Here is a 25,315-nt window from a genome sequence, read left to right on the forward strand (position 1 = left end):
CACGGCAGACATGCATGTCATGTTAATCTAAATGCATGACGACTTACACTATTACCGAGGCGCGGCCGAAACTCGGCGACATCGTTCGCCGTGCCGCCGCGCATGAGCAGATCGTCATCACCGACCACGATCGCCCCATCGCCATGGTGGTGAATTTCAGCGACTGGGAGGACATGGAGGACACGATTGCCGCCCTTCGCAACCAGATCTCCCGAGCCCAAGGCGTGCAGCCGATTCAGCACGAGGAAGCCAAACGGCTTCTGCGGGATGCTGCGGCGAAGGCCGCCGCGCAGTGAGCTATGTCGTCCAGTGGGAACCGGTCGTCGTCGCGCAGGTCTCACGGTTCATGGCAACCCATCACGGTGAGCTCGAAGAACTCTTGGCGTTCCTGGACCTGCTGGAGGAGAACCCGCGGCCGGCAGGTTCGGTCGCCTGGGGGCCGGATTACCGGCGTGCCCGCGTGGGCGCGTGGCGAGTGCTCTACCGGATCGACGAGGTGCTGAGCGTCATCGGCATCGAGAACGTAGGGCGGACCGAATGACTCGTGAGCCCGCTGGTGAGAACGGGTCCCTGAATGGAAGGAGAGCGGCTCGCGAGCGCACATCGGAGGAGCTCGTAAGGCGCGCTCAGCGATTGCCGCATATCGACTACGCGGAGATGCGGGCTGAAGCGGACGCATTGTTCGGAGCGAACCGTCTCGGCGACGACGACCCGTGGGAGCGGGCTGCATCCGCCGAGTTAGGCGTCGCGTTCGATCATGTAGTCGCAGATGTCGACCAGGGCCTTCTGGGCCGGGCCTTCGGGGAGGGACTTGGCGAGGCCCCGGGCGCGTTCCTGGTACTGCAGCAGCGTGGCCTTGGCCTGCTCCAGGGCCTTCGAGGCGCGCAGGAGTTCCAGCGCCTCCGGCAGGTCTTCCTCCGGGACGGGGCCGGCGACGAGTTCGCGCAGGCGCGCTTCGGCCGGGTCGTCGTCCGCGAGGGCGTAGATGACCGGGAGGGTCGGGACCCCTTCGAGGAGGTCCGTCCCGGGGGTCTTGCCCGAAGAGTCCGAGGCGATGTCGATGATGTCGTCGGTGATCTGGAACGCCACCCCGATGACCTCGCCGAACTCCTCGGCGATCGCGATGGTCTCCTCGGCGGCGCCAGCGAACCAGGCGCCGAACTTCGCGCAGGTCGCGATGAGCGAGCCGGTCTTCTCGGAGAGGATCTCCAGGTGCCATTCGACCGCGTCGATGCCCTCGGGCTGCGGCATGGTCTCGTTGATCTGGCCGCGCACGAGCCGCGCGAACGTCGAGGCCTGGATGCGCACGGCCTCGATGCCGAGGTCGGCCATCATCTGGGCGGCCTGGCTGAACAGGTAGTCGCCGGTGAGGATGGCCACCGAGTTGTCCCAGCGGGCGTTCGCGCTCGGGGCGCCGCGGCGCACGGCGGCCTCGTCCATGACGTCGTCGTGGTACAGCGTCGCCAGGTGCGTGAGCTCCAGCGCGACCGCGGCGTCGAGGATGCCCGGCCGGGCCGGGTCGCCCAGGTGCGCGCACGCGAGGGTGAGCATGGGGCGGAAGCGCTTCCCGCCTGCGCGGATGAGGTGGGACCCGGACTGGCGCAGCAGCGGCTGGTCAGTGTCGACGGCTTTGAGCAGGCGCTCTTCGACGAGGTCGAGGGAAGCTCGGATCTCCTCGGCGAAGGCCTCGTCGGAGAAGGTCATCGCGGTCTGGGCGCGTCGGGTGGTCACCACAGGCACACCCTATCGCGTAAGCGCCCCGGACCGTTCGGCACGGGATCCGGGAGTCGCGCGCGCCGCAACGAGGAACGTCAATGCGGGAGTCGTTTGCCGACCATGCTGCCCGCGACGATGAACAGGGCGGACGCTGCCATCGAGGCGACCGCCGCGGTCCATCCGGTACCCCAACCGGAGTGCTCCACGAGAAGTCCGAAGCAGATCGGGCCGACCGCGCCGCCGAGGAAGATCCCCGTCTGCGTCACCGACGTCGCCAGCGCCGGGGCGTCCGCGTACCGGCTGACGACCGCGTGGTTCATCAGGCCCGGCCAGGCCCAGCCGAGACCGTACGCGGCCGCGGTGCCGAACGGCAGCAGCCAAGGCAGCTCGAACAGGTACGTCGCGAGCCCGGCCGCGCCGGTCGTGAGCATGAGCGCGATGATCGTGAACTCGCCGCCCTTGCGGAAGTCTGCGAGCGCCCCGAAACCGGTGCGGCCGATGACGCCGGCGATGCCGCCGACCATCAGGACCAGGCCCGCGTAGCGCTCCGACCCGCCGATGTCCACCGTGTACGTGGTCGCGAACGAGCCGATCGGGGTCGCCGCGAGCGAGCCGAGGAAGGTCGCGACGGCGAACAGCAGCAGCTGGAGGTCGAAGGACCGCGCGGACTTGTTCTTCTCCCGCACCGCTGGCCGGCCGAGCCCGGCGAGGGGGATCAACGCGAGCAGCACGAGGCCGGCCCCGATGACGAACGCCCACCGCCACCCGAGGGTGAGCGCGACGACGGGGACGCTGAGCCCGCCGAGCATGGTGCACAGCGGCACCGAGGCCTGCTTGGCGCCGAACAGGAGGCTGCGGCGGCCCTGCGGCGCCCATTCGCTGAGGACCGTGTTCGAGGCGAGCTGACCGAGCCCGTTCGCGGGCGCGCACAGCACCATGAACGCCGTGAGCACGAGCGGGTCGTGGGCGATGAACGCGATCCCGAGCAGGCCCGCGGCCGACATCGCGATGGCGATCCTGGCCGTCACCAGTGCCCCGAACCGGTCGACGAGCCGTCCAGAGGGCACGGTGGTGAGCGCGGAGACGGCGAAGTAGATGCCGGAGATCCAGCCGATCGCGGTGACGCCCATGCCGAGTTCGCCGGTGATCTGCACGGCGAGCCCGCCGAAGAGGAACAGCGGGAGGACGGCGGCGACCTGGACGGTCATGGCGGCGGTGACCGTCGTGGAGGTCCGCGGGCGGGAGGGCGCGATGGTGGACACGACGGCAACCGTACCCCGCATATCTGATAACCAGATTCGTTCTCACATAGGGGGACTCAGATCGTGCATCCCCCATCGGGTGATGTGTCTTGACGCGGACACACAGCGTGTGCGACTGTTGCGCTTGTACGACAGCACGTGCGGGGCGCCAGTGGTCCCGCTCGACTCGCGGTTCCGCCCGGAACCGCCGCATCGTCTTCGCTCGCAGCACGAAACGGGGGCGAACGAAACGCGGCGGCCCTGGTGGGAGGGAGCCGCCGCGTTTCGGTTATTCGAATGTCCGCGGCGGAGGCGAGGAAGTTTGGTGGGGACTCGACGCCGCCGCCGCGGTTTGTCCGCGACCGGCCGGAGCCGGACCACGAACGGTGCTGACAGATAGATACTGCCCCGTATGCGACCGTGACGCAACCGGCTGTTGTTTATATAGTTAGATCACGGCCGATCCAGCCGGCGCCGTACCCGGTGGCCCACGTTGGATCAACTGGTGCAAATTGGAGCGGCGGCATGGTGGAGCAGCGGCGACCAGGGGACGAGCCACGAGGCGGCGTCCCGAACTACAAGGGCGCGCCCCGAACGCGGGCGAAGCGGAGCCGGCCCACGCCGCCGGACCACAAGCCCGCCAAGGACACCGCAGCGGCCGGCGCCTTCCCGATCGCGCAAGGCGAGCCGACCAAGATGATCCAGAGCGTCCAGAGGGCACTGCGCATCATGGAGCTGGTCGGCCGGCACGCCACCGGCGTCACGGCCCCGCGCATCGCCTTCGAATGCGGCCTCAACCGCGCCACCGCCTACAACCTGCTGCGCACACTCGTCTACGAGCACTACCTGCGCCGCGACGAGAACGGCCGCTACACGCTCGGCCTCGAGGTCTCCGACCGCTACTCCGAGCTCACCCGCGCCATGGCCGGGCCGAGCACCTGCGGCGAGTTCATGCGCCGCATGTCGAACGAGACCGGGTACTCGACGTTCATCGCGCGCTTCGTCGAAGGCCGACCGGCCGTCACCGACGTCATCGAAGGCAACCGCAGCCCGCACGTGGAGGACCTCATCGTCGGCTTCGACGACGGCGCCCACGCCACCGCGCTCGGCAAGGCCCTCCTCGCGACCCTGCAACCGCACGACCGGGCCCGGTTCCTCAAGTCCGCCGGGATGCGGCCGTTCACCCGCCGCACCCTCATCGAACCAGACGCCCTCGAATACGACCTCGCCGTCTACGGCGAATCCGGGGTCTACGCCGAGATGGGCCAGTTCCGCGAAGGCGTCGGCTGCGCCGGAGTCGTCGTGCGCGAAGGCGACGTGCCCGGCGAGCGGATCGTCTTCGCCGTCGCGCTCCCGCTCGAGGAGATCCGCACCTCCTGGCCGCTGCTCACGCAGCGCCTGCGCGACGCCGCCGCCGAACTCGAACCCCTCCTCTGACCGGGCAACCCCGCAGCGGAAGGGACGCGTACTCAGGGAGTCGAAGGCGCTTCGACTTCATTGAGAGGAACGCGGATCGATGCAACGCAAGACCCGGGCCGCAGCCGCCCTCGCGGCCGCGCTGGCCCTGGCGGCCACGGCCGCCTGCACTGACGACGCGAAGGACGGCGACGCCGCCGAGGACTCGGGCGAGGTGTTCGAGGAGACGCGGCTGGTCGACATGGTCAACGAGAGCAGTCGGCTGCTGTTCGAACTGGAGTCGGCGGAGGCGCGGATCGTCCAGGCGTGCCTGGAGGACGACGACTTCACGGTCCACGACCAGATGCTCTTCTGGGTCCACGAGCCCGAGCCGCAGGAGTCCCTGTACGAGGCTGACGACTGGGGGAACTGGCTGCCCACGGTCGAGGAGGCCTCTAAGTACGGTCTCGGGTTGTGGGCGCACGCCGAAGGCGCGGACCCCGATGAGGTCGAGGAGTACTCGGCGTACAAGGGCCACGAGTTCGCCGACTCGCTAGAGGACGAAATGGCGCTCGAGGGGCGTCCGGTCGGGCCCGACAACAGCGCGTTCGAGGCGCTCGACCCCCAGGGCCAGTACGACTACTACGTGGCCTACATCGGCGAGGCGGCCGCACTGGACGAGTACGGCTATCTCATCGGCGAGGCGCGGGAAGCGGCCGACGAGAGCGAGGACGAGGTCTACACCGGCGACGAGTTCGCCTACGAGCAGCCCGAACCGGGCGGCTGCATGCGCGAGATGATCGACGCGCTCTACGGTGACCTGCGACGGGTCGAGGATCCGGAAGGCAACAAGGGCCGCAGCGCGTACTGGGAGTACCGGCCGGTGAACCCCATGGACGACTTCGCGAACGCGGAGGACTCCCAGACCATGTACGACGAGGCGATCGCCCCGGTCCAGGTCGAACTGGTCGAGTGTCTCGCCGAGCACGACCGGCACAACTGGGAGTTCGACGAAGAGGGCTCTCTACCCATCGGCGATTACCTCTACGAGCTGTACAACGGCGAGGGCTCCGTGGTGGGCGACCACCCGGACCTGCCCGATGACGCCCCCACCGACCACGAAGGCAAGAAGGCCTTCGAGATCGCGTTGGCCGTGGACCTCGCCGAATGCGGCGATGAGACCGGCTACCGCGAGACCGCGGAGCAGGCGTGGGGCGACTCCCGGGAGGCGTTCTACGTGTCGATCGAGGTTGAGACCTACGCCTGGCAGGAAGAGGTTCGCGCGATCCTGACCAAGGCCCAGGAAGAGCTCGAAAGCTAAGGCGTGCAAGAGGAAGCGGGCCGGACCCCGAAGCGTCCGGCCCGCGTTCACACGTTTTCCTAGAGCACGGTCCAGGTGTCGCCCGAGTGCAGGAGCCGGTCGAGGGCCTCCTTGCGGTCGACGCCGGTGGCGGCCTCGTCGACCTGGGTGCGCACGTCCGCGTCGTACGTGGGCCGCTTGACGTTGCGGAACACGCCGATCGGGGTGTGGTCGAGCGCGATGCCCGACAGCCGCGACAGCGCGAACGCGTAAGCCGGGTCGTCCACATCGGCCTTGTGGACCACCACGTCGGCCTCGTCGACCTCCGCGGCGTCCTTGACCTGGAGCCCGTAACCGGACTGCACGACGACCTTGTCGCCGAAGCGGATCGGCTCGCCGTCCTGGAGCCGGATGATCGACTCGTCGCGGGTCTCCGGGTTCTTCAGGACCTCGAACGCGCCGTCGTTGAAGATCGGGCAGTTCTGGTAGATCTCGACGAACGCGGAGCCCTCGTGCTCGGCCGCGGCCCGCAGGACGTCCTGCAGGTGCGCCCGGTCGGAGTCGAGGGTGCGGGCCACGAACGTGGCCTCCGAACCCAGCGCCAGCGACAGCGGGTTGAACGGCGCGTCGACCGAGCCCATCGGGCTCGACTTGGTGAGCGTGCCCGGCCCGGAGGTGGGGGAGTACTGGCCCTTGGTGAGCCCGTAGATCCGGTTGTTGAACAGCAGGATCTTCAGGTTCACGTTGCGGCGCAGCGCGTGGATGAGGTGGTTGCCGCCGATCGACAGCGCGTCGCCGTCGCCGGTGACGACCCACACCGACAGGTCCGGGCGGGAGACCGCCAGGCCCGTGGCGATGGCCGGGGCGCGGCCGTGGATCGAGTGGAGGCCGTACGTGTTGAGGTAGTACGGGAACCGCGAGGAGCAGCCGATGCCGGAGATGAACGCGATCTTCTCGCGCTCGAGTCCCAGCTCGGGCAGGAACGACTGGACCGCCGCCAGGATGGCGTAGTCGCCGCACCCGGGGCACCAGCGCACCTCCTGGCTCGACTTGAAGTCCTTGGCCTTCAGCTTCGGGGCGTCAAGCTGCACGTCAGCCATTCTTGATGACCTCCTCGAGGGCGTCCTGCAGTTCGTTGGAGGTGAACGGCAGGCCGCGCACCTTGTTGTAGCCGACCACGTCGGTGCCGGGGAAGTTGCCGCGCAGCAGGAGCGCGAGCTGACCCAGGTTCATCTCGGGCACCACGACCTTGTCGTAGCGCGCGATGATCTCGGCGGTGTTCTTCGGCATCGGGTTGAGGTAGCGCAGGTGCGCGCGGGCGATCGGAACGCCCTTGTCGCGCAGGCCGCGCACCGCGGCGCCGATCGGGCCCCACGTGGAGCCCCAGCCCAGGACGAGCACGTTCGCGCCGTTGGGGTCGTCCACTTCCAGGTCCGGCACGTCGACCCCGGCGATCTTCGCCGCGCGGGTGCGCACCATGTGGTCGTGGTTCTCCGGGTCGTAGGAGATGTCGCCGGTCTTGTCGGCCTTCTCGATGCCGCCGATGCGGTGCTGGAGGCCGGGCGTGCCGGGGACGGCCCACGGACGCGCGAGCGTCTCGGGGTCGCGCAGGTACGGCAGGAAGGTCGGCTCGCCCGCCTTGTCCACACCGTTCGTCTCGGTCGCGAACTCGACGGAGATGTCGGGCAGCTCGGCGGTCTCGGGCAGGCGCCACGGCTCGGCGCCGTTGGCGATGTACCCGTCCGACAGCACCATGACCGGGGTCCGGTAGGCGAGCGCGATGCGCGCGGCCTCGATCATGATCTCGTAGCAGTCCGAAGGGGACTGCGGGGCGAGGATCGCGATGGGGGCCTCGCCGTGGCGGCCGAACATGGCCATCATGAGGTCGGCCTGCTCGGTCTTGGTCGGCAGGCCCGTCGAGGGACCGGCGCGCTGCACGTCGACCACCAGGAGCGGCAGCTCCAGCGAGACGGCGAGCGAGATGGTCTCCGACTTCAGCGCGATGCCCGGGCCCGAGGAGGTGGTGACGCCGAGCGCCCCGCCCCATGAGGCGCCAAGGGCCGCACCGACGGCGGCGATCTCGTCTTCGGCCTGCACGGTGGTGACGCCGAAGCGCTTGTGCTTGGAGAGTTCGTGGAGGATGTCGCTGGCCGGGGTGATCGGGTACGCGCCCAGGAACACCGGGAGCCCCGACGCCACACCGGCGGCGGTGATGCCCCAGGCCAGGGCCTGGTTGCCGGTGATGTTGCGGTAGGTGCCCGCGTTGAGCTTCGCCGGCGGGATCTCGAAGCGCACGGCGAACGCCTCAGTGGTGTCGCCGTAGTTCCATCCGGCGCGCAGCGCCGCGATGTTCGCCTCGGCGATGGCCGGCTTGGCCTTGAACTTGCCGCGCAGGAAGTCCTCGGTGGCCTCGGTCGGACGCGAGTACATCCACGAGACGAGCCCGAGCGCGAACATGTTCTTGGAGCGCTCGGCGTCCTTCTTGCTGACCTCGTGCTCGGCGAGCGCGCCGATCGTCAAGGTCGCGAGGGCGACGGCGTGCACCTGGTAGTCGTCGAGCGAGCCGTCTTCGAGCGGGTTCGCGTCGTAGCCGACCTTGGTGAGGTTCCGCTTGGTGAACTCGTCGGTGTTGACGACGATGGTGCCGCCCGCTTTGAGGTCGCGGAGGTTCGCCTTGAGCGCCGCCGGGTTCATCGCGATGAGCACCTCGGGCTGGTCGCCCGGGGTGAGGATGTCCGTGTCCGCGAAGTGGATCTGGAAACTCGACACGCCGGGGAGGGTGCCCGCGGGGGCCCGGATCTCGGCGGGGTAGTTCGGGAGTGTCGACAGGTCGTTGCCGAGCTTGGCGGTCTCCGCTGTGAAGCGGTCACCAGTGAGCTGCATCCCGTCGCCGGAGTCCCCTGCGAAGCGGATGACGACCCGGTCGAGCTGCCGGACGGTATTCACCTAGTTCTCCTCTTGCGGGTTCTGGGGCGCGCAGGGTCTGCGGCGTTTCGGATCGGGGAGCGGGGCTCCGTCGAGTCTGCTAATAGCGATGCTACGCGGGCGCCGGCTCGCGGTGCCAACCCTGCGACCCGGGCGCGATGTAGGCGACACCACTTACCGCGATCTGGCTCACATGCTGGGACAACTCGCCGCTCGCAGTGACCTGGACCTCTTGTTTCGGCTGTGTCAGAGCCGGAGCGGGGCCGTTCCGCCGTCTCGGATCGTGGACGCGAAGGCCGGCGCGACACGCCGGAGTCGGGCTTCCGACACCGCCGCCGAACCCGGCCGGTCTCCTATAAGGACCCGCTGGAGGGCGTCGTCTCGGTGGACTCCTCCGCCGTCGGCGTCTCGTCCGGGGTGGGGCTGCTCGGGCTCTCGTCCGGCACCGGCTCGGTGGTCGCGTCGTCCTCGACCTTCGCGAAGGCGTCGGTCGCGGCGTCCCACACGTACTGGAACTCGCCGGTGTACTCGGGGTAGGTCGCGTCGGCGGCGTCGACCGTGACGACGCCGTCCTCGATCGAGGCGATCGCGACGGTGGACCCGAGGGTGTGCGGCTCCCAGACCCAACCGAGCTGCTCGAGCGAGGTGCCGTCTTCGTTCCAAGAGAACGCGGAGACGCCGACGGTGAAGACGTCGCCGCCTTCGGGTCGGCATTCGAGCACGGCCGCGACATCCTCCGCGCCGTCGCCGTCCACGTCGCCGAGCACCGGGCCGACGCCCGATCCGGCGTCGAAGACGATCGACCACGGCGTCTCGTCGCCGAAGGTCCAGTCCTCGACGTTCAAGCCGAGCGACCCTGCGGTGCAGGCGTCGCCGTACTCGCCGGGGTCGGTGATGACCAGCGTCGTCTCGGCCGGGATCGTGGCCTGGTCGGTCGGGGACTCGTGCTCGTCCGACTCCGGGCTGGCCGGGTCGCCGATGTCGTAGCTCGGGGTCTCGTCGGAAGGCGAGGTCGCCACGGCGGTGTTGCCGTCATCGGCCGATTCGGGCCCGCCCGCGAGCGGACCGAGCGTCTGGGCCACGGCGAAACCGCCCGCGGTGACGGCGGTGCACGCGCCGACGATGGCGGCGAGCGAGACGAGCCTGCGGCGGCGCAGCGCGGCCGGGCCGCGCATGATCAGCTCGTTCACCGGCGGCGGCGGGAAGTGCGCCGACGACTCCGCCTTCAAGCTCGCGAAGGCCGCGCGGACCTGGTCGTCCTCAGGGTCGACGGTCATGAGCGGTCCTCCTTCACGGAAGCTCGGCGGCTCGCCGACCGGGGTCCCCGCTGGGCCCCCGGGATCGCGCGCCGGATGCGGATCGGCATGGTGTCGGGATCGGCGTCGCCGTCCACGGACTGCTTGACCGCCTTGGCCGGCTTCGGGTCGGCCGCGGTATCGGTGAGCAGCGCGGCCAGTTCCTTGCGGCCGCGGTGCAGCCAGGACTTGACGGTGCCCTCTTTCGCACCGGTCGCCTCGGCGATCGCGCTGATCGTCATGTCCGCCATGTAGTGCATGACGAGCGCCTGGCGCCGCTTGGCCGGGACCGACTTCAGCGCGGCGACGAGCGCCACGTGGTCGGGGCTCGCGGCCGGGGCGAGCTCAGGGGCGGAGGACTTCTGGAGGAACTTGCGCGCCACCTGGTTGCGGCGGTGCCTGCTGGTGGCGAGGTTCCACGCGACGCGGCGCACCCACGCGACCGGCTCCTCGTAACCGCCGACCTTGTCCCAGCGCTGCCACGCGCGCAGGAAGGCCTCCTGGACCAGATCCTGGGCTTCGGTGGCGTCGCCGAGGTAGGCGCATACCTGGGCCGCGAGCTCCGAGAAATGCTTCTCGTAGAGGTCGGTGAAATCCGCCTCCGTTCGCACATCCGCTCCAGCGCAGGTAGGTGGGACAAGGGCAAGGTCCGGGTCATCGTGTTCGTGCCCGGTGGCAACCATTGTCGCTTTAGTGAAGGGGGAGATGCGAGGCGGGGTCGCTATGTCGACAATCCTTTCGGCGGCCGGACCGGCCGGGGCGCCGAAGGCGTCGCCGAGGTCCGCGGGCCGGTCGAGCAGCAGCGAGGCGAACTCGTCGTCGACCCGGAGCAGCGTCGAAGCGCCGGCGGCGGTCATGTGCGGTGATCCCATTCCTGTTACCTGTGCATAGCGCGCGCGAGTGCCGCTCGGCCGCTGATGGGGGCCGTGCCGCAGTCGCCGTGAATCCTCTTCGTACAACAACACGTCCGTCAATGCCGTGCGGTTGCGCCCGGTGCGCCGGAGTTCCTCGAAAACGGCTCGGAATCGTGCCGATTCGGGCGCGCACACGGGTATCGCCGGGGCCTGCGCGGCATTAAGGTGTGGATATGGACTCCACCCGCTTGGGCGACTACCTCACGTTCGGGGTGCTGCTGCTCGCCGGGTTCGCGTTCGTGGCCGCCGCGATGACCGCCAATTCGCTCCTGCGGCCGAGCGCGCCCTCCGCCGAGAAGGGCAAGGCGTACGAGTGCGGTGTGGACCCGGTCGGCAAGGACTGGGCCCAGGTCCAGATCCGCTACTACGTCTACGCGTTCCTGTTCGTGCTCTTCGCGGTCGAAGCGGTGTTCCTGTTCCCGTGGGCCGCCGTGTTCCGGGGCTTCGGCCCCGCCGCCGCGGTCGAGATGGGCGTCTTCGTGGGCGTCCTCGCCCTCGGACTCGCGTACGCCTGGAGGAAAGGGGTCCTGCGATGGCGGTGAGACTGCCGTTCCCTTCTCGCCGTTCGGATGCCGATCCGAACGTGCTCGGCGAGCCGATCCGCTACGTCCTGAATTGGGGCCGCCGCTATTCCCTGTGGGTCTTCAATTTCGGACTCGCCTGCTGCGCGATCGAATTCATCGCCGCCTCGATGAGCCGCCACGACTTCATGCGCCTCGGCGTGATCCCCTTCGCGCATTCGCCGCGTCAGGCCGACCTCATGGTCGTCTCGGGCACCGTGACCGACAAGATGGCCCCCGCGATCAAACGGCTCTACGAGCAGATGCCCGAGCCGAAGTACGTGATCTCCTTCGGCGCCTGCTCCAATTCCGGCGGGCCCTATTGGGATTCGTACTGCGTGACCAAAGGGGTGGACCAGATCATCCCGGTCGACGTCTACATTCCCGGCTGCCCGCCCCGCCCCGAGGCGCTCCTGTACGGCATCGGCGAGCTCCAGAAGAAGATCGCCGCCGAGCCGCTTCGGCGAAGCTCGCGAGCCGAAGAACCGGCACAGCGCAAACCGAGCCTGCGACCGCTCTTGAGGAGGCCCGGTGCCTGATTTCTGGGACGACCGCGTCCGCACCGCCCTCGGCGTCGACGAACTCGGTACTGACGGCCCGCGCTCGGTCGCCGACGTCGACCCCAAGGACTGGCACGCGGCCGTGCGCGCCTGCCGCGACGACCTCGGCTGCGACTTCTTCGACTGGCTCTCCGCCGTCGATGAGGGCCCAGCCGAAGCCGAAGGCGAGGACGCCCCGGCTCCCGGCCCCCGCTTCCGGATCGTCGCCCACCTCTGGTCCGTCGCCGAACGCCGCGGCGTCCTCCTGCGCGCCCTCCTCACCGAAGGCGCCGTCGACTCAGTCACCGACCTCTACCCCGGCGCCGACTGGCACGAGCGCGAGACGCACGAGATGTTCGGCGTCGACTTCCCCGGCCACCCCGACCTCCAGCCGCTCCTGCTCGCCCCCGAGTTCGAGGGCCACCCGCTCCGCAAGGACTTCGTGCTCGCCTCCCGCGTCGTCAAGCCCTGGCCCGGCGCCAAAGAACCAGGTGAGGGCCATGGCACCGTGAGAAAGCGCGCCCCCAAGCGCCCGCCCGGCTCCCCTGACGACTGGATGGAACCCGAAGCACCCGATCCCCGCCTGAGGCGGCCCGATGCTTCTTGAGGTAGCGGTCAAGATCGCCGCCGTGCTCGCCGCGTTCCTGGTGCTGCCCTTGGTCGTCGGCCAGACCGAGCACAAGCTCATGGCCCACATGCAGGGCCGCCTCGGCCCGATGCACGCCGGGGGCTTCCACGGCTGGGCGCAGCTCATCGCCGACGGCGTCAAGTTCGCGCAGAAGGAGGACCTCGTCCCCGACGCCGCCGACAAGCCGGTCTTCAAACTCGCGCCGGCCGTCGCGCTGCTGCCGTATCTCCTGGTCATCCTGTTCATCCCGCTCGGACCCGGCGACCTCGTCGGCGCCAACCTCGACATGGGGCTGTTCATCGTCGTCGCGCTCGTCGGGGTCGGCGTGCTCGCGGTCCTCATGGCCGGGTGGTCCTCGGCCAACAAGTACACGCTCGTCGGCGCGCTGCGCGGGGCCGCGCAGCTCATGGCCTACGAACTCCCGCTCGTGCTCGCCGCCGCCTCGGTCGCCGTGGCGGCCGGGACGCTCAGCCTGCCCGCGATCGTCGAGGCCTGGAACCCCTGGTGGCTCCTGTGGCAGGCCCCGGCCGCGCTCGTGTTCTTCACCGCCGGGCTCGCCGAGATCCGCCGCCCGCCCTTCGACGCGCCCGTCGCCGACTCCGAGCTCGTCTTCGGCTACCTCACCGAGTACGCCGGGCTGCGCTTCGCGCTGCTGCTGCTCGCCGAGTACGTCGGCATCGTCGTCATCTCGGCCCTCACCGCCGTCCTCTTCCTCGGCGGCTGGAAGGGCCCGGGCCCCGAATCGCTCGGGTGGCTGTGGACGCTCCTCAAGACCGGCGCGCTCGCCGCCGTCGTCATCTGGCTCCGCGTGGCCTGGCCTCGCCTGCGCGTCGACCAGATCCAAGCCCTGTGCTGGAAAGGACTCGTCCCCGTCGCGCTCGCTCAGCTCGTCCTGACCACGGCCGTCGCACTGGCCCTCTGAGTCACATCTGTCCCATAAGGATTAGTTGATCACGGCGCAACCGTTTGACGAGTTTCGCGCGTATTCCTGAGCATGGAACAAGGTCGAGACACCGCCGAGACCGACGATCCCGGCCGCACGATCAACCTGCTGCCCTTCCTGAAACGGCCCGCTGCCGCGGAGGCCCCGGCGAAGCGGCCCCGGCGGACCAAGCCGAAGCACCGCCGCAAGAAGCGCACGATCGCCGCGTTCGGGCTCGTCATCGCAGTCCTGGCGACGACCGCGTTCGTGGTCGGCTCGGTCTTCTACGCCACCGTCGACCTCCCCGAGGAGCTCGACGCGGCCCTCAGCCAGGGCTCCACGGTCTACTACAGCGACGGCACGACCGTGATGGGCGAGCTCGCCGCCGAGCAGCGCACCTCCGTGGACCTCGACGAGATCGCCGACGACGTCGAGAACGCCATCGTCGCGGCCGAGGACGCCAACTTCTACGAGCACCCCGGGGTCGACGCCAAGGGAGTGCTCCGCGCCCTCGTCAACAACGTCAAAGGCGGCGACCAGCAGGGCGCCTCCACCCTGACCCAGCAGTACGTCGGCCTCGTCGCCGACATCCGCGGCGACGGCTCCTACCTCCGCAAGGCCCGCGAGGCGGCCATGGCGATGAAGATGGAGGACGAGTACTCGAAGGACCAGATCCTCAACCACTACCTCAACATCGTCTACTTCGGACGCGGAGCGTACGGGGTCGAGGCCGCCGCGCAGGAGTTCTTCGGCCGCTCGGCCGCCGACCTCTCCACCTCCCAGTCCGCGCTCCTTGTCGCCCAGATCAAATCCCCTGACGGCCCCTACGACCCGCGCGACCCCTACGGCAGCGGCGGCAGCGTCGAGGAGGCGACTGAGCGCTGGAACTACGTGCTGAACCAGATGGTCCTCACGGGCCGCCTCGACCAGGTCAAGCGCGACGCGATCACCGCGCTCCCGGAGACCCTCGACCCGACGAACGACCCCGAAGGGCTCGGCCCGGAAGGCTTCATCACCAACGGCTTCGTGCTCCAGGAGCTGGCCGACGCCGGCATCGGCACCGACGAGGTGCTGCGCGGCGGCTTCGACATCGTGACCACCCTCGACCCCGAGCTCCAGGAGCTCGCCGTCGAGCGGAGCGGCATCCGCGAGGTCGCCGCGGCGGACGAGGACACGGCCGCCTCCCTCACCGCCGTCGAACCCGGCACCGGCCGCGTCCTCGCCTACTACGGGGGCGAGAACGGCGCCGGGCTCGACCTCGCCGCCGATGTCGGCCACCGGCCCGGGACCTCGTTCAACACCGTCGTCTTCGCGGCGGCCATGCACGCCGGGATCGACGTCTGGTCGTCCGAACTCGACGGGAACTCGCCCCGCCAGTTCGCGACCTACGTCGACGACAAGGGCGAACCGAAGGACCTGGTGAACATCGGCGGGGCCGACCCCGATGAGGACATCAGCCTCGCCGACGCGGTGGGCGGGAAGATCGACACGGCCGTCTACGACATGTCGGAGCGCCTCGGCGGCGACGCCATCGCCCGGACCGCCGCCGCGCTCGGCGTCGACCGGATGTGGGACCCGCACGACCTCGACGAGCACGGCGTGGCCGCCGAGATCGACCCCGCCGAGGCCATCGGCTTCCACCCCGACATCGGCATCGGCGCCTACCCGATCACCACGCTCGACGCCGCCTCGATGCATGCGGCGATCGCCGCCGAGGGCACCACCGCCGAGCCCTTCTTCGTCGAGACCGTCAGCGGCCCCGAAGGCGAGCTCTACGACGCCGAGCCCGAGACCGCCGAGACGGAGTTCGAGCCGTGGATCGCCGGCGAGGCCGCGCTGCCGCTCTACTTGAACAGCTTTGAGTACGACGACTACGAGGTCGCCGTGAACGCCTCCTCGACCTGGCACACCGGCTTCTCCGAGGGCCTCTCGCTCGCGGTGTGGGCCGGGGACGAGAAGAAGGAGGGCGACGGAAGCTCGCACGAGGGCACGATCGCCGAGCGGATCTGGTGGCAGGTGATGGACGGCCGCTCCGACGAGTACCGCCTGGACCAAGAGGAGCTCGAAGAGGCCATGCTGGAAGAGCAAGGCATGGTCAGCCAGGGGGAGGACCCGCTGACCGACGAGGAACCGGCCCGGCAGCAGGACGAGATCGACGCCGAGGCGGCCCAGGAGTCCGAGAGTCCCCCCGAAACCGACTCCGAAATCGGGGACGGCGAGTCGTCCGAGACCCCGGACGGCGGCGACGGCACGACGTGAAAGACCGGTGCCCGGTCGCTAGCTGCGACCGGGCACCGGTGAACGTTCAGATGACTCCCGCTCAGGCGGCCTTGGCGGCGCTGCCGGAGTCGGACTTGGCGCTCGAGGAGGCCTTGGTCTCGGACTTGGCCTCCGACTTGCCCTCGCTCTTCTTCGACCCGTTCTTGGAGCCGTTCGAGCTGAGCGAGCTGGAGTCGGTGGACCGGGAGTCGGTGCGGTAGAACCCGCTGCCCTTGAACGTCACGCCGACGTTCCCGAAGACCTTGCGCAGGCCGCCCTTCGCCGCACAGCTCGGGCAGTCCGTCAAACGCGCTTCGGAGAACGACTGGTGACGGTCGAACTCGTACCCGCACTCCTTGCAGCGGTATTCGTAGACAGGCACGGCCTAACCTCCAGCAGTCAACACAAATCCCGATCGACATTAGCAGTCAACGCCGAGGAGTGCTAATCCCATCCGCCTGTGGAGTGTGGGCTATCTCAACGACGTGAACCCCTTCGCCGGGGTGATCACACCCGTCACCGCCCGGTCGTGCGGCTCGGCCGGGACCGCGATGCCGAACTCGCCGTCGCGCAGCAGCGCCACCACCGGCACGTCCGGGCCCACCCGGGCCAGCGCCCGGTCGTAGGAACCGCCGCCCCTCCCGAGTCGAATCCCATCATTTGAGACGGCGAGGCCCGGGACGATCACGGCCGCGACATGCGCCACCGCGTCCGGTCCGAGCACCGCCCCGCCCGGCGTGGGGCCGTCGCCGCCGACCGAGTTCTCGTCAGGTTCTCCCTGGCCCCCAGGCCCTCCGACCTCGCGCCAGGCGAGATCCTTGTCCGGCAGGAGCACCGGTTCGAGGACCTTGTAGACGACCGCGAGTCGTTCGGGCAGTTCGGGTTCGAGTGCCGCGCCCGGTTCCGCGCCGAAAGGCCGGTACGCCGCGACCACGGCGCCCTCGTCCACGACCTCGATCAGGAAGTCCCGCAAGGCCTTCCAGGTCGCCAGGTCCGCGTACCCGCGCTGCTCGCCGGGCATCGCCTTCCGCGCCTCGAGCAGGTGTCGGCGCGCCGCCGCCTTCGCCTCTTGCATGCCAGTTCCTTTCAATGGTGGTATCTACCTGGAAGGATTCCCCTGAACGTCCTGTCGCACTCACCCTTTCGGTTAATCCTCCGATAAAGCCCCTGCCGTGTCGTGTCCGTTCCGTAGCTCTAGGTAGTCTTCTAAGCAGTGAACTTGAGGGGGCTTCAGTGTCGCTGCGCTCACGGCTCACCACGGCGTTCCTTGTCGTCGTGCTGGGACCGGTATTGGTGGGGGCCGTCTTCGTCGCTGCCGTCATGTCCCACCTGGCGGACTCCCGCGGCGACGCGCTGGCGAACTCCGCGGTGACGATGGTCGACTCGACCCTCGGCACCATCTGCGAGCGCATCCAGGCCTCGGCCGCGGCCGTGGCCCTGAACTACCGTAGCGGCGATCAGTCCGACGCGGTCGAGATGGCGCAGCTCCTGGTCGACCGCGCCGTGGTCGACGGCGTCGTCTTCTCCAGCCTCGCCTCGGTCGGCACCGATCCGGGCACCGACATCGGCGCGGAGGCCCCCGAGGGCAACTGGGTCGACTGCGGCGAGACCGTCGCCAACGTAGGCTCGGGCGAGATCGTGGCGCTCGGCGCCCAGGCCGAGGTCCAGAACGCCGACGGCTCCACCGCGGTCTTCAGCGCCTTCCGCGTGGTCGACCGCGAGTTCCTCGGCCGCCTCGCCCGCGTCGCCGACGCCGACATCATCCTCCAGGACTCCCGCCCCGACCTCCTCGAAGTCGGCAGCGCCGACGCCGGTCGCTGGGACTTCACCGACGCCTTCCTGCCTTTGAGCATCGGCACCGTCGCCACCGACGTGACCCCGATGTACTGGACGCTCGCCGCGATGGTCACCGCCTCGGCCGTGTGCGCGGTCGGGCTCGCCGCGTGGCTCGCCCGTTCGACCACGCGGCCCCTCGCCGAGCTCTCGGCCGCCGCCGAGCGCGTCTCCGAAGGCGACCTCAACGTGCGCGTGCCCGTCCACGGCCGCGACGAGGTCGCCCAGCTCGCGCTCGCGTTCAACCGCATGACCGCGCAGACTCAGGCGTACGTGCAGGCGCTCACGGCCTCCCGCGACCAGATGCGCGGCCAGCTCGGCCGCCTCGGCCAGACCCTCACCGCGACCCTCGACCTCGACCGCATCCTCGAAGTCATCCTCGACACCGCGATGGTCACCGCCGGAGCCGAGGCGGGCGTCATCATGCTCGTCGACGTGGACGACGCCGACCAGCTCCGCGAGCGGGCCGGCGAAGGCGACCTCGGCATCGACCAGCCCGCGAGCATCCGCATCGGCGAGGGCATCATCGGCGCGATCGCCGCGAAAGGCGTCCCCGCCAACGGCCGCATCGTCGACGGCCGCTTCGAAGGCCACCACCGCGCCCCCACCGAACCGGACGCCCACACGATCGTCGCGGTCCCCTTCGCGGGCCGCCCGCTCGTCGAGCACGAACGCGGCCGCTCCGCCAACGAGTCCGAGTTCGGCGGCGCGCCGCGCACCGACGCCGGGGTCCTCGGCGTCCTCGTCCTCTACAACCGGATCGCCGGGGACGAGTTCGAAAGCGGCGACGTCGACACGCTGAAGACCTTCGCCGGGCAGGCCACCGTCGCGGTCGAGAACGTGCTCCTCCACCGCCACGCCGAACGCCTGAGCCTCACCGATCCGCTCACCGGCCTGTGGAACTACCGGTTCATGCAGACCTCCCTGCGCCGCGAGGCCGAACGCGCCCGCCGCTACCAGCGGCCCTCCGCGCTCCTCGCGATCGACCTCGACCGCTTCAAGGACGTCAACGACACGTACGGCCACCCCGTCGGCGACCAGGTGCTCATCGAGCTCGCCCGCCGCATCACCGGGCAGATCCGCGAGGTCGACCTCGCGTTCCGCCACGGCGGCGAGGAGTTCATGGTGCTGCTGCCCGAGACCGACGCGGGCGGCGCCTCCGCGGTCGCCGAGCGCCTCGGCCGGGCCGTCAACGCGAAGCGCTTCAAGGTCAACGACGCCTCCGGCGGTCGCGAGCTCCGCATCACCGTCTCCATCGGCATCGCCGTCCTCGGCGAGCACTCCGACACCGCCTCCGGCGTCCTCACCGCCGCCGACGAAGCCCTCTACGCCGCCAAAGCCGCCGGTCGCGACACATGGAGAGTCGCGGTCTAGAGCCGGACCACCCGACATGAACGTTCACCCTCCGTTCGCCAGGGTGGCTGACCTCCGACGCAGCGTGTGCACGATACCCTCGCGGTATGTCAGCAACCTCGCCTCGCGCCACAAAAGCCGTCATCCCCGCGGCAGGCTTCGCCACCCGTTTCCTCCCGGTCACCAAGGCCATCCCCAAGGAACTCCTGCCGATCGTCGACAAGCCGGTCCTCCAGTACATCGTGGAGGAGGCCGCCGCCGCCGGCGCCGATGACGTCACCCTCGTCACCGCCCCAGGCAAAGACGCCATGATCGACTACTTCGACGCCCGCGCCGACCTCGACAACGCCCTCAAGGCCAAGGGCAAGGACGAGATGCTCGCGAAGGTCAAGGCCCCCGAGTCCATCGCCGAGATGACCGCGATCCGCCAGGGCGGCGCCAAGGGCCTCGGCCACGCCGTCGGCCGCGCCGCCTCCCATGTGGGCGACGAGCCCTTCGCCGTCCTCCTCGGCGACGAATGGTGCCACCTCGACGACAAGCTCCTGCCGCGCATGATCGACCTCCAGTCCGAGACCGGCGGCATCGTCCTGGCGCTCATCGAGGTCCCCGACGACCAGGTGAGCCGATACGGCGTCGCCGCAGTCGAAACCACCGACGCCGACGACGTCGTCCGCGTCACCGGCCTCGTCGAGAAGCCCGCCCTCGAAGACGCGCCGTCCAACCTCATCCTCATCGGACGCTACGTCCTCCCCGGCTCCATCTTCCCCGTCCTGGAGCGGACCGAGCCCGGAAGCGGCGGCGAGATCCAACTCACCGACGCCATGGAAACCATGCGCGCCAACGGAACCCCCGTCCACGCGGTCGTCTTCCGAGGTCGCCGCTACGACACGGGAGAACCCGTCGCGTACCTCCAGACCCTGGTCGAGCTCGCCACCCAGCGGGACGACTTGCCCGGCTTCAACGCCTGGCTGCGCGAATTCAGTGCGACACTTGACTGACCCGGCGACCGCAAGGCGGCGCTGAGAGGAACTTGACCGACGGGGGGATGAGGAGTGAAGGGGACCGGCGAGGCGACACCATTGGCCGACTTCCTTGCGAAGGCGCTGGCCCTGGTGCGACCCCTGCCCCCGGTCGACATCGACATGACCCAGTCGACCGGGTCGGTCCTGGCCGAGAACGCGGTCAACCCCGGGCCGGTCCCCGCCTTCGACTACGCCGCGATCGACGGCTACGCGTGCAACGCCGACGACATCGCCGGGGCCAGCCCCGAGCGCGGCGTCGGCCTCAAGGTCCTCGGCGACCTGGCCGCGTCGTCCTGGCGGCCCGTCCGCCTCGTCACCGGCACGTGCTTCTCAGTCGCCGCCGGCGCCGCCCTTCCGGTCGGCGCCGACATCGTGGTGCCCCTGGCCTGGACCGACGAGGGCATGGCCACCGTCGACGTCCGCCAGGTGCCCCGCCGCGGACACGGCGTGCGCCGCATGGGATCCGAACGCGCCTCGGGCGAGATCCTCGCCCACGAGGGCCGCCGCGTCACCCCCAACCTCATCGGCCTCCTCGCCGCCGCCGGCGTCGCCGACGTCGTCGTCCGCCCGACCCCCCGCGTCGTCGTCATCGCCACCGGCGACGAACTCGTCGACACCGGCCGGCCCTCCCAGCCCGGCCAGCTCATCGACGTCAACTCCCACCTCGTCACCGCCGCCGCCTCCGAAGCCGGCGCCCACGCCTACCGCGTCGGCATCTGCGACGACGAACCCGACGCCCTCCGGTCCGTCCTCGACGACCAGATCCTCCGCGCCGACCTCGTCATCACCACCGGCGGCACCGGCCTCGGCCCCGGCGACATGGTCCGCCGCACCTTCTCCCGCGACGGCGCCGTCGACTTCAACCCCGTCGCCGTCTACCTCTGCGAGACCATGGGCTTCGGCACCATCGGCCCCGAAGAGGTCCCCGTCGTGTGCCTCCCCGGCGACCCCGTCGCCGCCACCATCGCCTTCGAGGTGATCGCCCGCCCGCTCATCCAGCGCCTCGCCGGAGCCGAGCCCGTTTTCCGGCCCAGCGTGCGCGCCAACCTGACCGAGCCCGTATCCTCACCGAACGGGCTGAGGGAATTCCGGCCCGTCCGCGTCGCCGAGAGGCGCGGCGGCGGCTACACCGTCGCCCCGCTGGGATCCACTTCCTACACGCTCTCCGGACTCGCCGAGGCGACCGGTCTCATGACCATCGGCGAGAACGCGACCCGGGTGCCCGCCGGATCGACCGTAGACGTGCTGCTCCTGGACCGGAACCGATGATCTTCTCGAACGACCCGCCGCTGGACACCGAATGACCCTCTCCAACCCCGGTTGGCCCGTGCACCTGCACCACGGCGACGTCAGCGTCCGCCCCTTCCGACGCTCCGACGCCAACCGCTGGTCCGAACTGCGCCGCGCCAACGAAGCCTGGCTCGCCCCTTGGGAACCCGGCACCGGCACCACCTGGCACGAAGCCCATTCGCCCGCCGCGTTCCGCGCGATGGTCCGCGGCCTCAAACGCTCCATCAAGGACGGCACCAGCTGGCCGCTCGCCGTCTGCTGGCAGGGCGGGCTCGTCGGCGGCCTCACCGTCGGCAACATCGTGCGCCGCGCCTTCGGCTCCGCCTACGCCGGCTACTGGATCGACCGCGGCCACGCCGGGCGCAACATCACCGCCACCGCGCTGGCGCTCGTGATCGACCACGCGCTCACCGTCGGCCGCCTGCACCGCATCGAGGTGAACATCCGGCCCGAGAACGGCCCGTCGAACCGGGTCGCCGAGAAGCTCGGCCTGCGCCGCGAAGGCCTGCACAAGCGCTACCTCTACATCGACGGCGACTGGCGCGACCACTACGGGTACGCCGTCACCGCCGAGGAGATCGCCACCGAGCGGATGATCGACCGCATGACCCGGCTCGCCCGGACCGAAGCGGACCACTAGCTCCTGGCGGTCAGGACGATCGGCCCGTCTTCGGTGACGGCGATCGTGTGCTCCATGTGCGCGCCCCGCGAACCGTCGGCGCTGCGCAGCGTCCAGCCGTCCGGGTCGTAGACGATCTCGTCGGTCGTCTGCAGGAACCACGGCTCGATCGCGATGACCAGTCCCGGCTTGAGCTTCATGCCCCGGCCCGGGCGGCCGTCGTTCGGCACGTGCGGGTCGCCGTGCATGGTCCGGCCGACCCCGTGGCCGCCGAACTGGGTGTTCACACCGAGGCCGTCGCCGCGCGCCACGGTGGCGATCGCGTGTCCGACGTCCCCGAGCTTGTTCCCGACCTTCGCCGCCGCGATGCCCGCCTCGAGCGCCCGCGCCGTCGTGTCGATGAGGTGCAGGTCCTGCTCGCTCGCGTTGCCGACCACGACCGACAGGGCCGAGTCCGCGACCCAGCCGTCCACTTCCGCGGCGAAGTCGAAGCTCACGAGGTCGCCGTCCTGGATCTTGTAGTCGAACGGCAGGCCGTGCAGCACCGCGTCGTTCACCGAGGTGCACAGCACCTTCCCGAACGGACTCCCGCCGAAGGACGGGTGGTAGTCCACATAGCAGGAGACCGCCCCGGCCTCCTTGATGCGGCGCGCGACCAGGTCGTCGAGCTCGAGCAGGTTCATGCCGACCTCGGCGGTCTGCGACAGCTCGGTGAGGATCCCGGCCACGAAGCGCCCTGCCGGACGCATCGCCTCGATCTCGGCGGGGGAGTAGTACTCGATCATGGCGGCCCTTCGGAACTCGGCAAAGCGGTGTCCCCTCCATCATCGCCGCTTTCGCCCACCGCCGCCGCGAGCCCCCGCAAACTGCGACCGCCGAGACATCCCATCATCCTGTAAGGGTCCAGGTCACGCCACGTGCCGAACACCGGGGCCGGGACCTGGGCCCGGGTTAGGCTCTGGCCGTGGACGCCGCGACGCAACTTCCGACGGTGGGCATGATCGGCGCCGGTCAGCTCGCCCGCATGACCCACCAGGCCGCCATCGCCCTCGGCCAGAGCCTCAAAGTGCTCGCGGGCGACCCGGCCGAGAGCGCCGCCGTCGTCACCCCCGCGACCGCTTACGGCGACTACCGGAACGTCGAGGACCTCCGCGGCTTCGCCAAGGGCTGCACCGTGGTCACCTTCGACCACGAGCACGTCCCGCAAGAGGCGCTGCGCGTCCTGGTCGCCGAGGGTGTCGAGGTCCAGCCCCGCCCCGAGGCCCTGCTGTACGCCCAGGACAAGCAGGCCATGCGCACCCGCCTCACCGAACTCGGCCTGCCCCAACCTCGTTGGGCCCCCGTCGACTCCATCTCGGACGTCGAGGCCTTCGGCCTCCCGTGCGTCCTCAAGGCCGCCACCGGCGGTTACGACGGCAAGGGCGTGTGGATGATCGACACGCCCGCCGACGCCGAAGCGGTGCTCGCCTCCGGCATCCGCCTCATCGTCGAGGAGCGCATGGCCCTCCAGCGCGAACTCGCGATCCAGATCGCCCGCTCCCCGCGCGGCGAGACCGCCGTCTACCCGGTCGTCGAGACCGTCCAGACCGGCGGCATCTGCACCGAGGTCATCGCCCCGGCCCCGCGCCTGAACGAGGCGACCGCCGAGCAGGCCGGGCACATCGTCGAAACCGTGGCCGCCGAACTCGGCGTCTGCGGCATGCTCGCCGTCGAACTCTTCCAGACCAGCAAGGGCCTCTTCGTCAACGAACTCGCGATGCGCGCCCACAACTCGGGCCACTGGACCATCGAAGGCGCCCGCACCAGCCAGTTCGAGCAGCACCTGCGCGCCGTCCTGGACTACCCGCTCGGCTCGACCGAGACCGCCGCGCCGTACACCGTGATGGCCAACGTCCTCGGCGGCCCGCCCGGCGGCCCGCGCCTCGACGAGCGCCTCCAGCACCTCCTCGCCGAAGACCCGGGCGCGCACGTCCACCTCTACGGCAAGGCGGTGCGGCCCGGCCGCAAGATCGGCCACGTCACCGTCTGCGGCGACGACCCCGACGTCCTGCGGCGCCGCGCCCTGCGGGCCGCGAAATGGCTTCAAGAAGGCGAATAGACATGACCGAGCACAAGCCGCGCGTCGGCGTCATCATGGGCTCCGACTCCGACTGGCCCGTCATGGAAGCGGCCGTCGAAGCCCTCAAAGAGTTCGACATCGCTCACGAGGTCCGCGTCGTCTCGGCCCACCGCACCCCGCACGGGATGCTCTCCTACGCCGATTCGGCCGCCTCCCGCGGCCTCCAGGTCATCATCGCCGGAGCCGGCGGCGCCGCCCACCTGCCCGGCATGGTCGCCAGCGCCACCCCGCTCCCGGTCATCGGCGTCCCGGTGCCGCTCAAGCACCTCGACGGCATGGACTCCCTCCTCTCGATCGTCCAGATGCCGGCCGGCATCCCGGTCGCCACGGTCTCGGTGGCGGGGGCGCGCAACGCGGGCCTCCTGGCCGTCCGCATCCTCGGCGCTACCGACGAGGCCCTCCGCCAGAAGATTTCGGACTTCCAGGTCGACCTCGAACGCATGGTCACCGAGAAGGACGCCAAGCTCCGCTACCGCATCGCCAATCCCGAGTAGCGGCTCCGGAAAACTCGGTTCCCGACCGGGGGCCCCGGCCATAGACTCGCGGTGTGTCGAACAATGAGCTGCACCCCACCGGGGGCTATGAGCACGTGACGATCGTCGAAACGGGCCGCACGGCATATCTGGCCGGACAGTGCCCGGTCGACCAGGACCAGCAGGTCGTCGGTATCGGCGACCTCGAAGCGCAGATCGACCAGGTGGTCGCCAACTGCCTCGCCGCCCTCGACTCGGTCGGGGCGAAACCGGAGGACGTGGTCCGCTCGGTCGTCTACGTGGTGAGCGCCGACAGCGCCACCGTCGGCGGCGCCTGGCACCACCTCTCCGAGAAGACCCCGCTCGGCCCCGCCTTCAAAGCCGCCAGCACGGTAATGGGGGTAACCGCCCTCGGCTACCCCGGCCAACTCATAGAAGTCGACCTAACCGCCCGCCTCCCCGAATGAGCGACCACCGACCGCCTCGGCGAGAGCGCCTTCGTGAGCTTCTCAACGCGCACACCCGTGGGCGTGGCGAATTCACGGAGGAAGAACTCGCCGAAGCCCACGCGGCACTGTATGAACGCTCGACGTTATTAACGCGATGCGTTATTATTGGGCGTGCTTAGGTCATTCGCCGACAAGGAAGCCGAGCGGATATGGGAGAGGAAGCGATCGAAGAGGTTCGACGACGCCACGCAGCGCGCCGCGCTCCGGAAGCTGACGATGCTCGACGCGGCTGAGACGATCGAGGACCTTCGGGTACCGCCCGGCAACCGCCTCGAAAAGCTGAAAGGCGACCGTGAAGGGCAGCACAGCATCCGGGTCAACCAGCAATGGCGGGTGTGTTTTCGCTGGACAGATGCGGGCCCGGAAGGGGTTGAGATCGTTGACTATCACTAGATTGAGGTGG

26 protein-coding genes are annotated in these 25,315 nt (G+C 69.7%); 17 read left to right on the forward strand and 9 right to left on the reverse strand.

Annotated elements, in window-relative coordinates:
- Nucleotides 1-35: 35 nt before the first annotated feature.
- Complete coding sequence (locus ACFO8M_RS14035; protein ID WP_387976220.1) at nt 36-296, forward strand: type II toxin-antitoxin system Phd/YefM family antitoxin; 261 nt, start codon at nt 36-38, stop codon at nt 294-296.
- A complete protein-coding gene (locus ACFO8M_RS14040) occupies nt 293-541 on the forward strand; it encodes a type II toxin-antitoxin system RelE family toxin (RefSeq protein WP_387976222.1) in 249 nt (82 codons plus the stop codon). Before ACFO8M_RS14035 ends, ACFO8M_RS14040 begins: the two co-directional genes overlap by 4 nt.
- A gap of 197 nt (nt 542-738) precedes the next feature.
- On the opposite strand, the gene ACFO8M_RS14045 is transcribed toward ACFO8M_RS14040, so the two are convergent.
- Together ACFO8M_RS14045 and ACFO8M_RS14050 are read right to left on the reverse strand one after the other, a co-directional pair.
- A complete protein-coding gene (locus ACFO8M_RS14045; RefSeq protein WP_387976224.1) occupies nt 739-1,734 on the reverse strand; it encodes a polyprenyl synthetase family protein in 996 nt (331 codons plus the stop codon).
- Between the two features lie 77 nt (nt 1,735-1,811).
- A complete protein-coding gene (locus tag ACFO8M_RS14050; RefSeq protein WP_387976227.1) occupies nt 1,812-2,978 on the reverse strand; it encodes an MFS transporter in 1,167 nt (388 codons plus the stop codon).
- A 675-nt stretch (nt 2,979-3,653) separates the two neighbouring features.
- Between ACFO8M_RS14050 and ACFO8M_RS14055 the strand changes: the two genes are divergently transcribed.
- Nucleotides 3,654-4,394: an IclR family transcriptional regulator gene (locus ACFO8M_RS14055; protein WP_387976400.1), complete on the forward strand. Its 741-nt coding sequence runs from the start codon at nt 3,654-3,656 to the stop codon at nt 4,392-4,394.
- A gap of 79 nt (nt 4,395-4,473) precedes the next feature.
- Complete coding sequence (locus ACFO8M_RS14060) at nt 4,474-5,673, forward strand: hypothetical protein (RefSeq protein WP_387976230.1); 1,200 nt, start codon at nt 4,474-4,476, stop codon at nt 5,671-5,673.
- Between the two features lie 59 nt (nt 5,674-5,732).
- On the opposite strand, the gene ACFO8M_RS14065 is transcribed toward ACFO8M_RS14060, so the two are convergent.
- The 4 genes from ACFO8M_RS14065 to ACFO8M_RS14080 all read right to left on the reverse strand — a co-directional run bounded on the left by ACFO8M_RS14065 (nt 5,733) and on the right by ACFO8M_RS14080 (nt 10,744).
- Nucleotides 5,733-6,752: a 2-oxoacid:ferredoxin oxidoreductase subunit beta gene (locus tag ACFO8M_RS14065; protein ID WP_387976233.1), complete on the reverse strand. Its 1,020-nt coding sequence runs from the start codon at nt 6,750-6,752 to the stop codon at nt 5,733-5,735.
- Nucleotides 6,745-8,598, reverse strand: a complete 1,854-nt coding sequence (locus tag ACFO8M_RS14070; RefSeq protein ID WP_387976236.1) for a 2-oxoacid:acceptor oxidoreductase subunit alpha — start codon at nt 8,596-8,598, stop codon at nt 6,745-6,747. The genes ACFO8M_RS14065 and ACFO8M_RS14070 overlap by 8 nt, the downstream gene beginning before the upstream one ends.
- Nucleotides 8,599-8,930: 332 nt before the next feature.
- Nucleotides 8,931-9,854 (reverse strand): hypothetical protein, encoded by a 924-nt coding sequence (locus ACFO8M_RS14075; protein WP_387976239.1) that lies wholly within the window; start codon nt 9,852-9,854, stop codon nt 8,931-8,933.
- On the reverse strand, nt 9,851-10,744 hold the full coding sequence (locus ACFO8M_RS14080; RefSeq protein WP_387976242.1) for an RNA polymerase sigma factor: 894 nt from the start codon (nt 10,742-10,744) through the stop codon (nt 9,851-9,853). The genes ACFO8M_RS14075 and ACFO8M_RS14080 overlap by 4 nt, the downstream gene beginning before the upstream one ends.
- Before the next feature lie 215 nt (nt 10,745-10,959).
- Here ACFO8M_RS14080 and ACFO8M_RS14085 point away from each other — a divergent pair, with 215 nt between their 5' ends.
- The 5 genes from ACFO8M_RS14085 (at nt 10,960) to ACFO8M_RS14105 (ending at nt 15,694) form a co-directional block, all read left to right on the forward strand.
- Entirely contained in the window at nt 10,960-11,328 is a 369-nt protein-coding gene (locus ACFO8M_RS14085; RefSeq protein WP_387976245.1) for an NADH-quinone oxidoreductase subunit A, read from the forward strand.
- Entirely contained in the window at nt 11,319-11,885 is a 567-nt protein-coding gene (locus ACFO8M_RS14090; RefSeq protein WP_387976248.1) for an NADH-quinone oxidoreductase subunit B, read from the forward strand. Before ACFO8M_RS14085 ends, ACFO8M_RS14090 begins: the two co-directional genes overlap by 10 nt.
- A complete protein-coding gene (locus ACFO8M_RS14095; RefSeq protein ID WP_387976250.1) occupies nt 11,878-12,492 on the forward strand; it encodes an NADH-quinone oxidoreductase subunit C in 615 nt (204 codons plus the stop codon). Before ACFO8M_RS14090 ends, ACFO8M_RS14095 begins: the two co-directional genes overlap by 8 nt.
- A complete protein-coding gene (locus tag ACFO8M_RS14100) occupies nt 12,482-13,435 on the forward strand; it encodes a complex I subunit 1/NuoH family protein (RefSeq protein WP_387976253.1) in 954 nt (317 codons plus the stop codon). Before ACFO8M_RS14095 ends, ACFO8M_RS14100 begins: the two co-directional genes overlap by 11 nt.
- A gap of 72 nt (nt 13,436-13,507) precedes the next feature.
- On the forward strand, nt 13,508-15,694 hold the full coding sequence (locus ACFO8M_RS14105; RefSeq protein WP_387976255.1) for a transglycosylase domain-containing protein: 2,187 nt from the start codon (nt 13,508-13,510) through the stop codon (nt 15,692-15,694).
- 61 nt (nt 15,695-15,755) lie between these two features.
- On the opposite strand, the gene ACFO8M_RS14110 is transcribed toward ACFO8M_RS14105, so the two are convergent.
- On the reverse strand, nt 15,756-16,076 hold the full coding sequence (locus tag ACFO8M_RS14110; protein WP_387976258.1) for an FmdB family zinc ribbon protein: 321 nt from the start codon (nt 16,074-16,076) through the stop codon (nt 15,756-15,758).
- A gap of 90 nt (nt 16,077-16,166) precedes the next feature.
- Nucleotides 16,167-16,769: a 5-formyltetrahydrofolate cyclo-ligase gene (locus ACFO8M_RS14115; protein WP_387976261.1), complete on the reverse strand. Its 603-nt coding sequence runs from the start codon at nt 16,767-16,769 to the stop codon at nt 16,167-16,169.
- 158 nt (nt 16,770-16,927) lie between these two features.
- On the opposite strand from ACFO8M_RS14115, the gene ACFO8M_RS14120 reads away from it, so the two are divergent.
- The 4 genes from ACFO8M_RS14120 to ACFO8M_RS14135 all read left to right on the forward strand — a co-directional run bounded on the left by ACFO8M_RS14120 (nt 16,928) and on the right by ACFO8M_RS14135 (nt 21,832).
- On the forward strand, nt 16,928-18,901 hold the full coding sequence (locus ACFO8M_RS14120) for a diguanylate cyclase (protein WP_387976264.1): 1,974 nt from the start codon (nt 16,928-16,930) through the stop codon (nt 18,899-18,901).
- Nucleotides 18,902-18,987: 86 nt separating this feature from the next.
- Nucleotides 18,988-19,878: a UTP--glucose-1-phosphate uridylyltransferase gene (locus ACFO8M_RS14125; protein WP_387976266.1), complete on the forward strand. Its 891-nt coding sequence runs from the start codon at nt 18,988-18,990 to the stop codon at nt 19,876-19,878.
- Between the two features lie 54 nt (nt 19,879-19,932).
- Nucleotides 19,933-21,171: a molybdopterin molybdotransferase MoeA gene (locus tag ACFO8M_RS14130; RefSeq protein WP_387976269.1), complete on the forward strand. Its 1,239-nt coding sequence runs from the start codon at nt 19,933-19,935 to the stop codon at nt 21,169-21,171.
- A gap of 31 nt (nt 21,172-21,202) precedes the next feature.
- Nucleotides 21,203-21,832: a GNAT family N-acetyltransferase gene (locus ACFO8M_RS14135; protein ID WP_387976272.1), complete on the forward strand. Its 630-nt coding sequence runs from the start codon at nt 21,203-21,205 to the stop codon at nt 21,830-21,832.
- Here ACFO8M_RS14135 and map read toward each other — a convergent pair.
- Nucleotides 21,829-22,596, reverse strand: coding sequence for a type I methionyl aminopeptidase (gene map, locus ACFO8M_RS14140; RefSeq protein WP_387976275.1), 768 nt, complete (start codon nt 22,594-22,596; stop codon nt 21,829-21,831). The genes ACFO8M_RS14135 and map overlap by 4 nt on opposite strands.
- Before the next feature lie 179 nt (nt 22,597-22,775).
- On the opposite strand from map, the gene ACFO8M_RS14145 reads away from it, so the two are divergent.
- The 4 genes from ACFO8M_RS14145 (at nt 22,776) to ACFO8M_RS14160 (ending at nt 25,305) form a co-directional block, all read left to right on the forward strand.
- Nucleotides 22,776-23,909, forward strand: a complete 1,134-nt coding sequence (locus tag ACFO8M_RS14145; protein ID WP_387976277.1) for a 5-(carboxyamino)imidazole ribonucleotide synthase — start codon at nt 22,776-22,778, stop codon at nt 23,907-23,909.
- Nucleotides 23,910-23,911: 2 nt separating this feature from the next.
- A complete protein-coding gene (gene purE / locus ACFO8M_RS14150) occupies nt 23,912-24,424 on the forward strand; it encodes a 5-(carboxyamino)imidazole ribonucleotide mutase (protein ID WP_387976279.1) in 513 nt (170 codons plus the stop codon).
- Nucleotides 24,425-24,477: 53 nt separating this feature from the next.
- Entirely contained in the window at nt 24,478-24,870 is a 393-nt protein-coding gene (locus ACFO8M_RS14155; protein ID WP_387976282.1) for a RidA family protein, read from the forward strand.
- Nucleotides 24,871-25,023: 153 nt separating this feature from the next.
- Entirely contained in the window at nt 25,024-25,305 is a 282-nt protein-coding gene (locus tag ACFO8M_RS14160) for a type II toxin-antitoxin system RelE/ParE family toxin (RefSeq protein ID WP_387976283.1), read from the forward strand.
- Nucleotides 25,306-25,315 lie beyond the last annotated feature (10 nt).

This window comes from Glycomyces rhizosphaerae (assembly GCF_042647865.1).
In the GTDB taxonomy this organism is placed as follows: Bacteria; Actinomycetota; Actinomycetes; order Mycobacteriales; family Micromonosporaceae; genus Glycomyces; species Glycomyces rhizosphaerae.

Bases quoted from the DNA above. Each gene is read 5' to 3' on its own strand.
- purE (WP_387976279.1), top strand. From the start codon at position 23,912: ATGACCGAGCACAAGCCGCGCGTCGGCGTCATCATGGGCTCCGACTCC.
- ACFO8M_RS14060 (WP_387976230.1), top strand. From the start codon at position 4,474: ATGCAACGCAAGACCCGGGCCGCAGCCGCCCTCGCGGCCGCGCTGGCC.
- ACFO8M_RS14090 (WP_387976248.1), top strand. From the start codon at position 11,319: ATGGCGGTGAGACTGCCGTTCCCTTCTCGCCGTTCGGATGCCGATCCG.
- ACFO8M_RS14105 (WP_387976255.1), top strand. From the start codon at position 13,508: ATGGAACAAGGTCGAGACACCGCCGAGACCGACGATCCCGGCCGCACG.
- ACFO8M_RS14115 (WP_387976261.1), bottom strand. From the start codon at position 16,769: ATGCAAGAGGCGAAGGCGGCGGCGCGCCGACACCTGCTCGAGGCGCGG.
- ACFO8M_RS14065 (WP_387976233.1), bottom strand. From the start codon at position 6,752: ATGGCTGACGTGCAGCTTGACGCCCCGAAGCTGAAGGCCAAGGACTTC.
- ACFO8M_RS14100 (WP_387976253.1), top strand. From the start codon at position 12,482: ATGCTTCTTGAGGTAGCGGTCAAGATCGCCGCCGTGCTCGCCGCGTTC.
- ACFO8M_RS14080 (WP_387976242.1), bottom strand. From the start codon at position 10,744: ATGGGATCACCGCACATGACCGCCGCCGGCGCTTCGACGCTGCTCCGG.
- ACFO8M_RS14075 (WP_387976239.1), bottom strand. From the start codon at position 9,854: ATGACCGTCGACCCTGAGGACGACCAGGTCCGCGCGGCCTTCGCGAGC.
- ACFO8M_RS14135 (WP_387976272.1), top strand. From the start codon at position 21,203: ATGACCCTCTCCAACCCCGGTTGGCCCGTGCACCTGCACCACGGCGAC.
- ACFO8M_RS14055 (WP_387976400.1), top strand. From the start codon at position 3,654: ATGATCCAGAGCGTCCAGAGGGCACTGCGCATCATGGAGCTGGTCGGC.
- ACFO8M_RS14125 (WP_387976266.1), top strand. From the start codon at position 18,988: ATGTCAGCAACCTCGCCTCGCGCCACAAAAGCCGTCATCCCCGCGGCA.
- map (WP_387976275.1), bottom strand. From the start codon at position 22,596: ATGATCGAGTACTACTCCCCCGCCGAGATCGAGGCGATGCGTCCGGCA.
- ACFO8M_RS14085 (WP_387976245.1), top strand. From the start codon at position 10,960: ATGGACTCCACCCGCTTGGGCGACTACCTCACGTTCGGGGTGCTGCTG.
- ACFO8M_RS14035 (WP_387976220.1), top strand. From the start codon at position 36: ATGACGACTTACACTATTACCGAGGCGCGGCCGAAACTCGGCGACATC.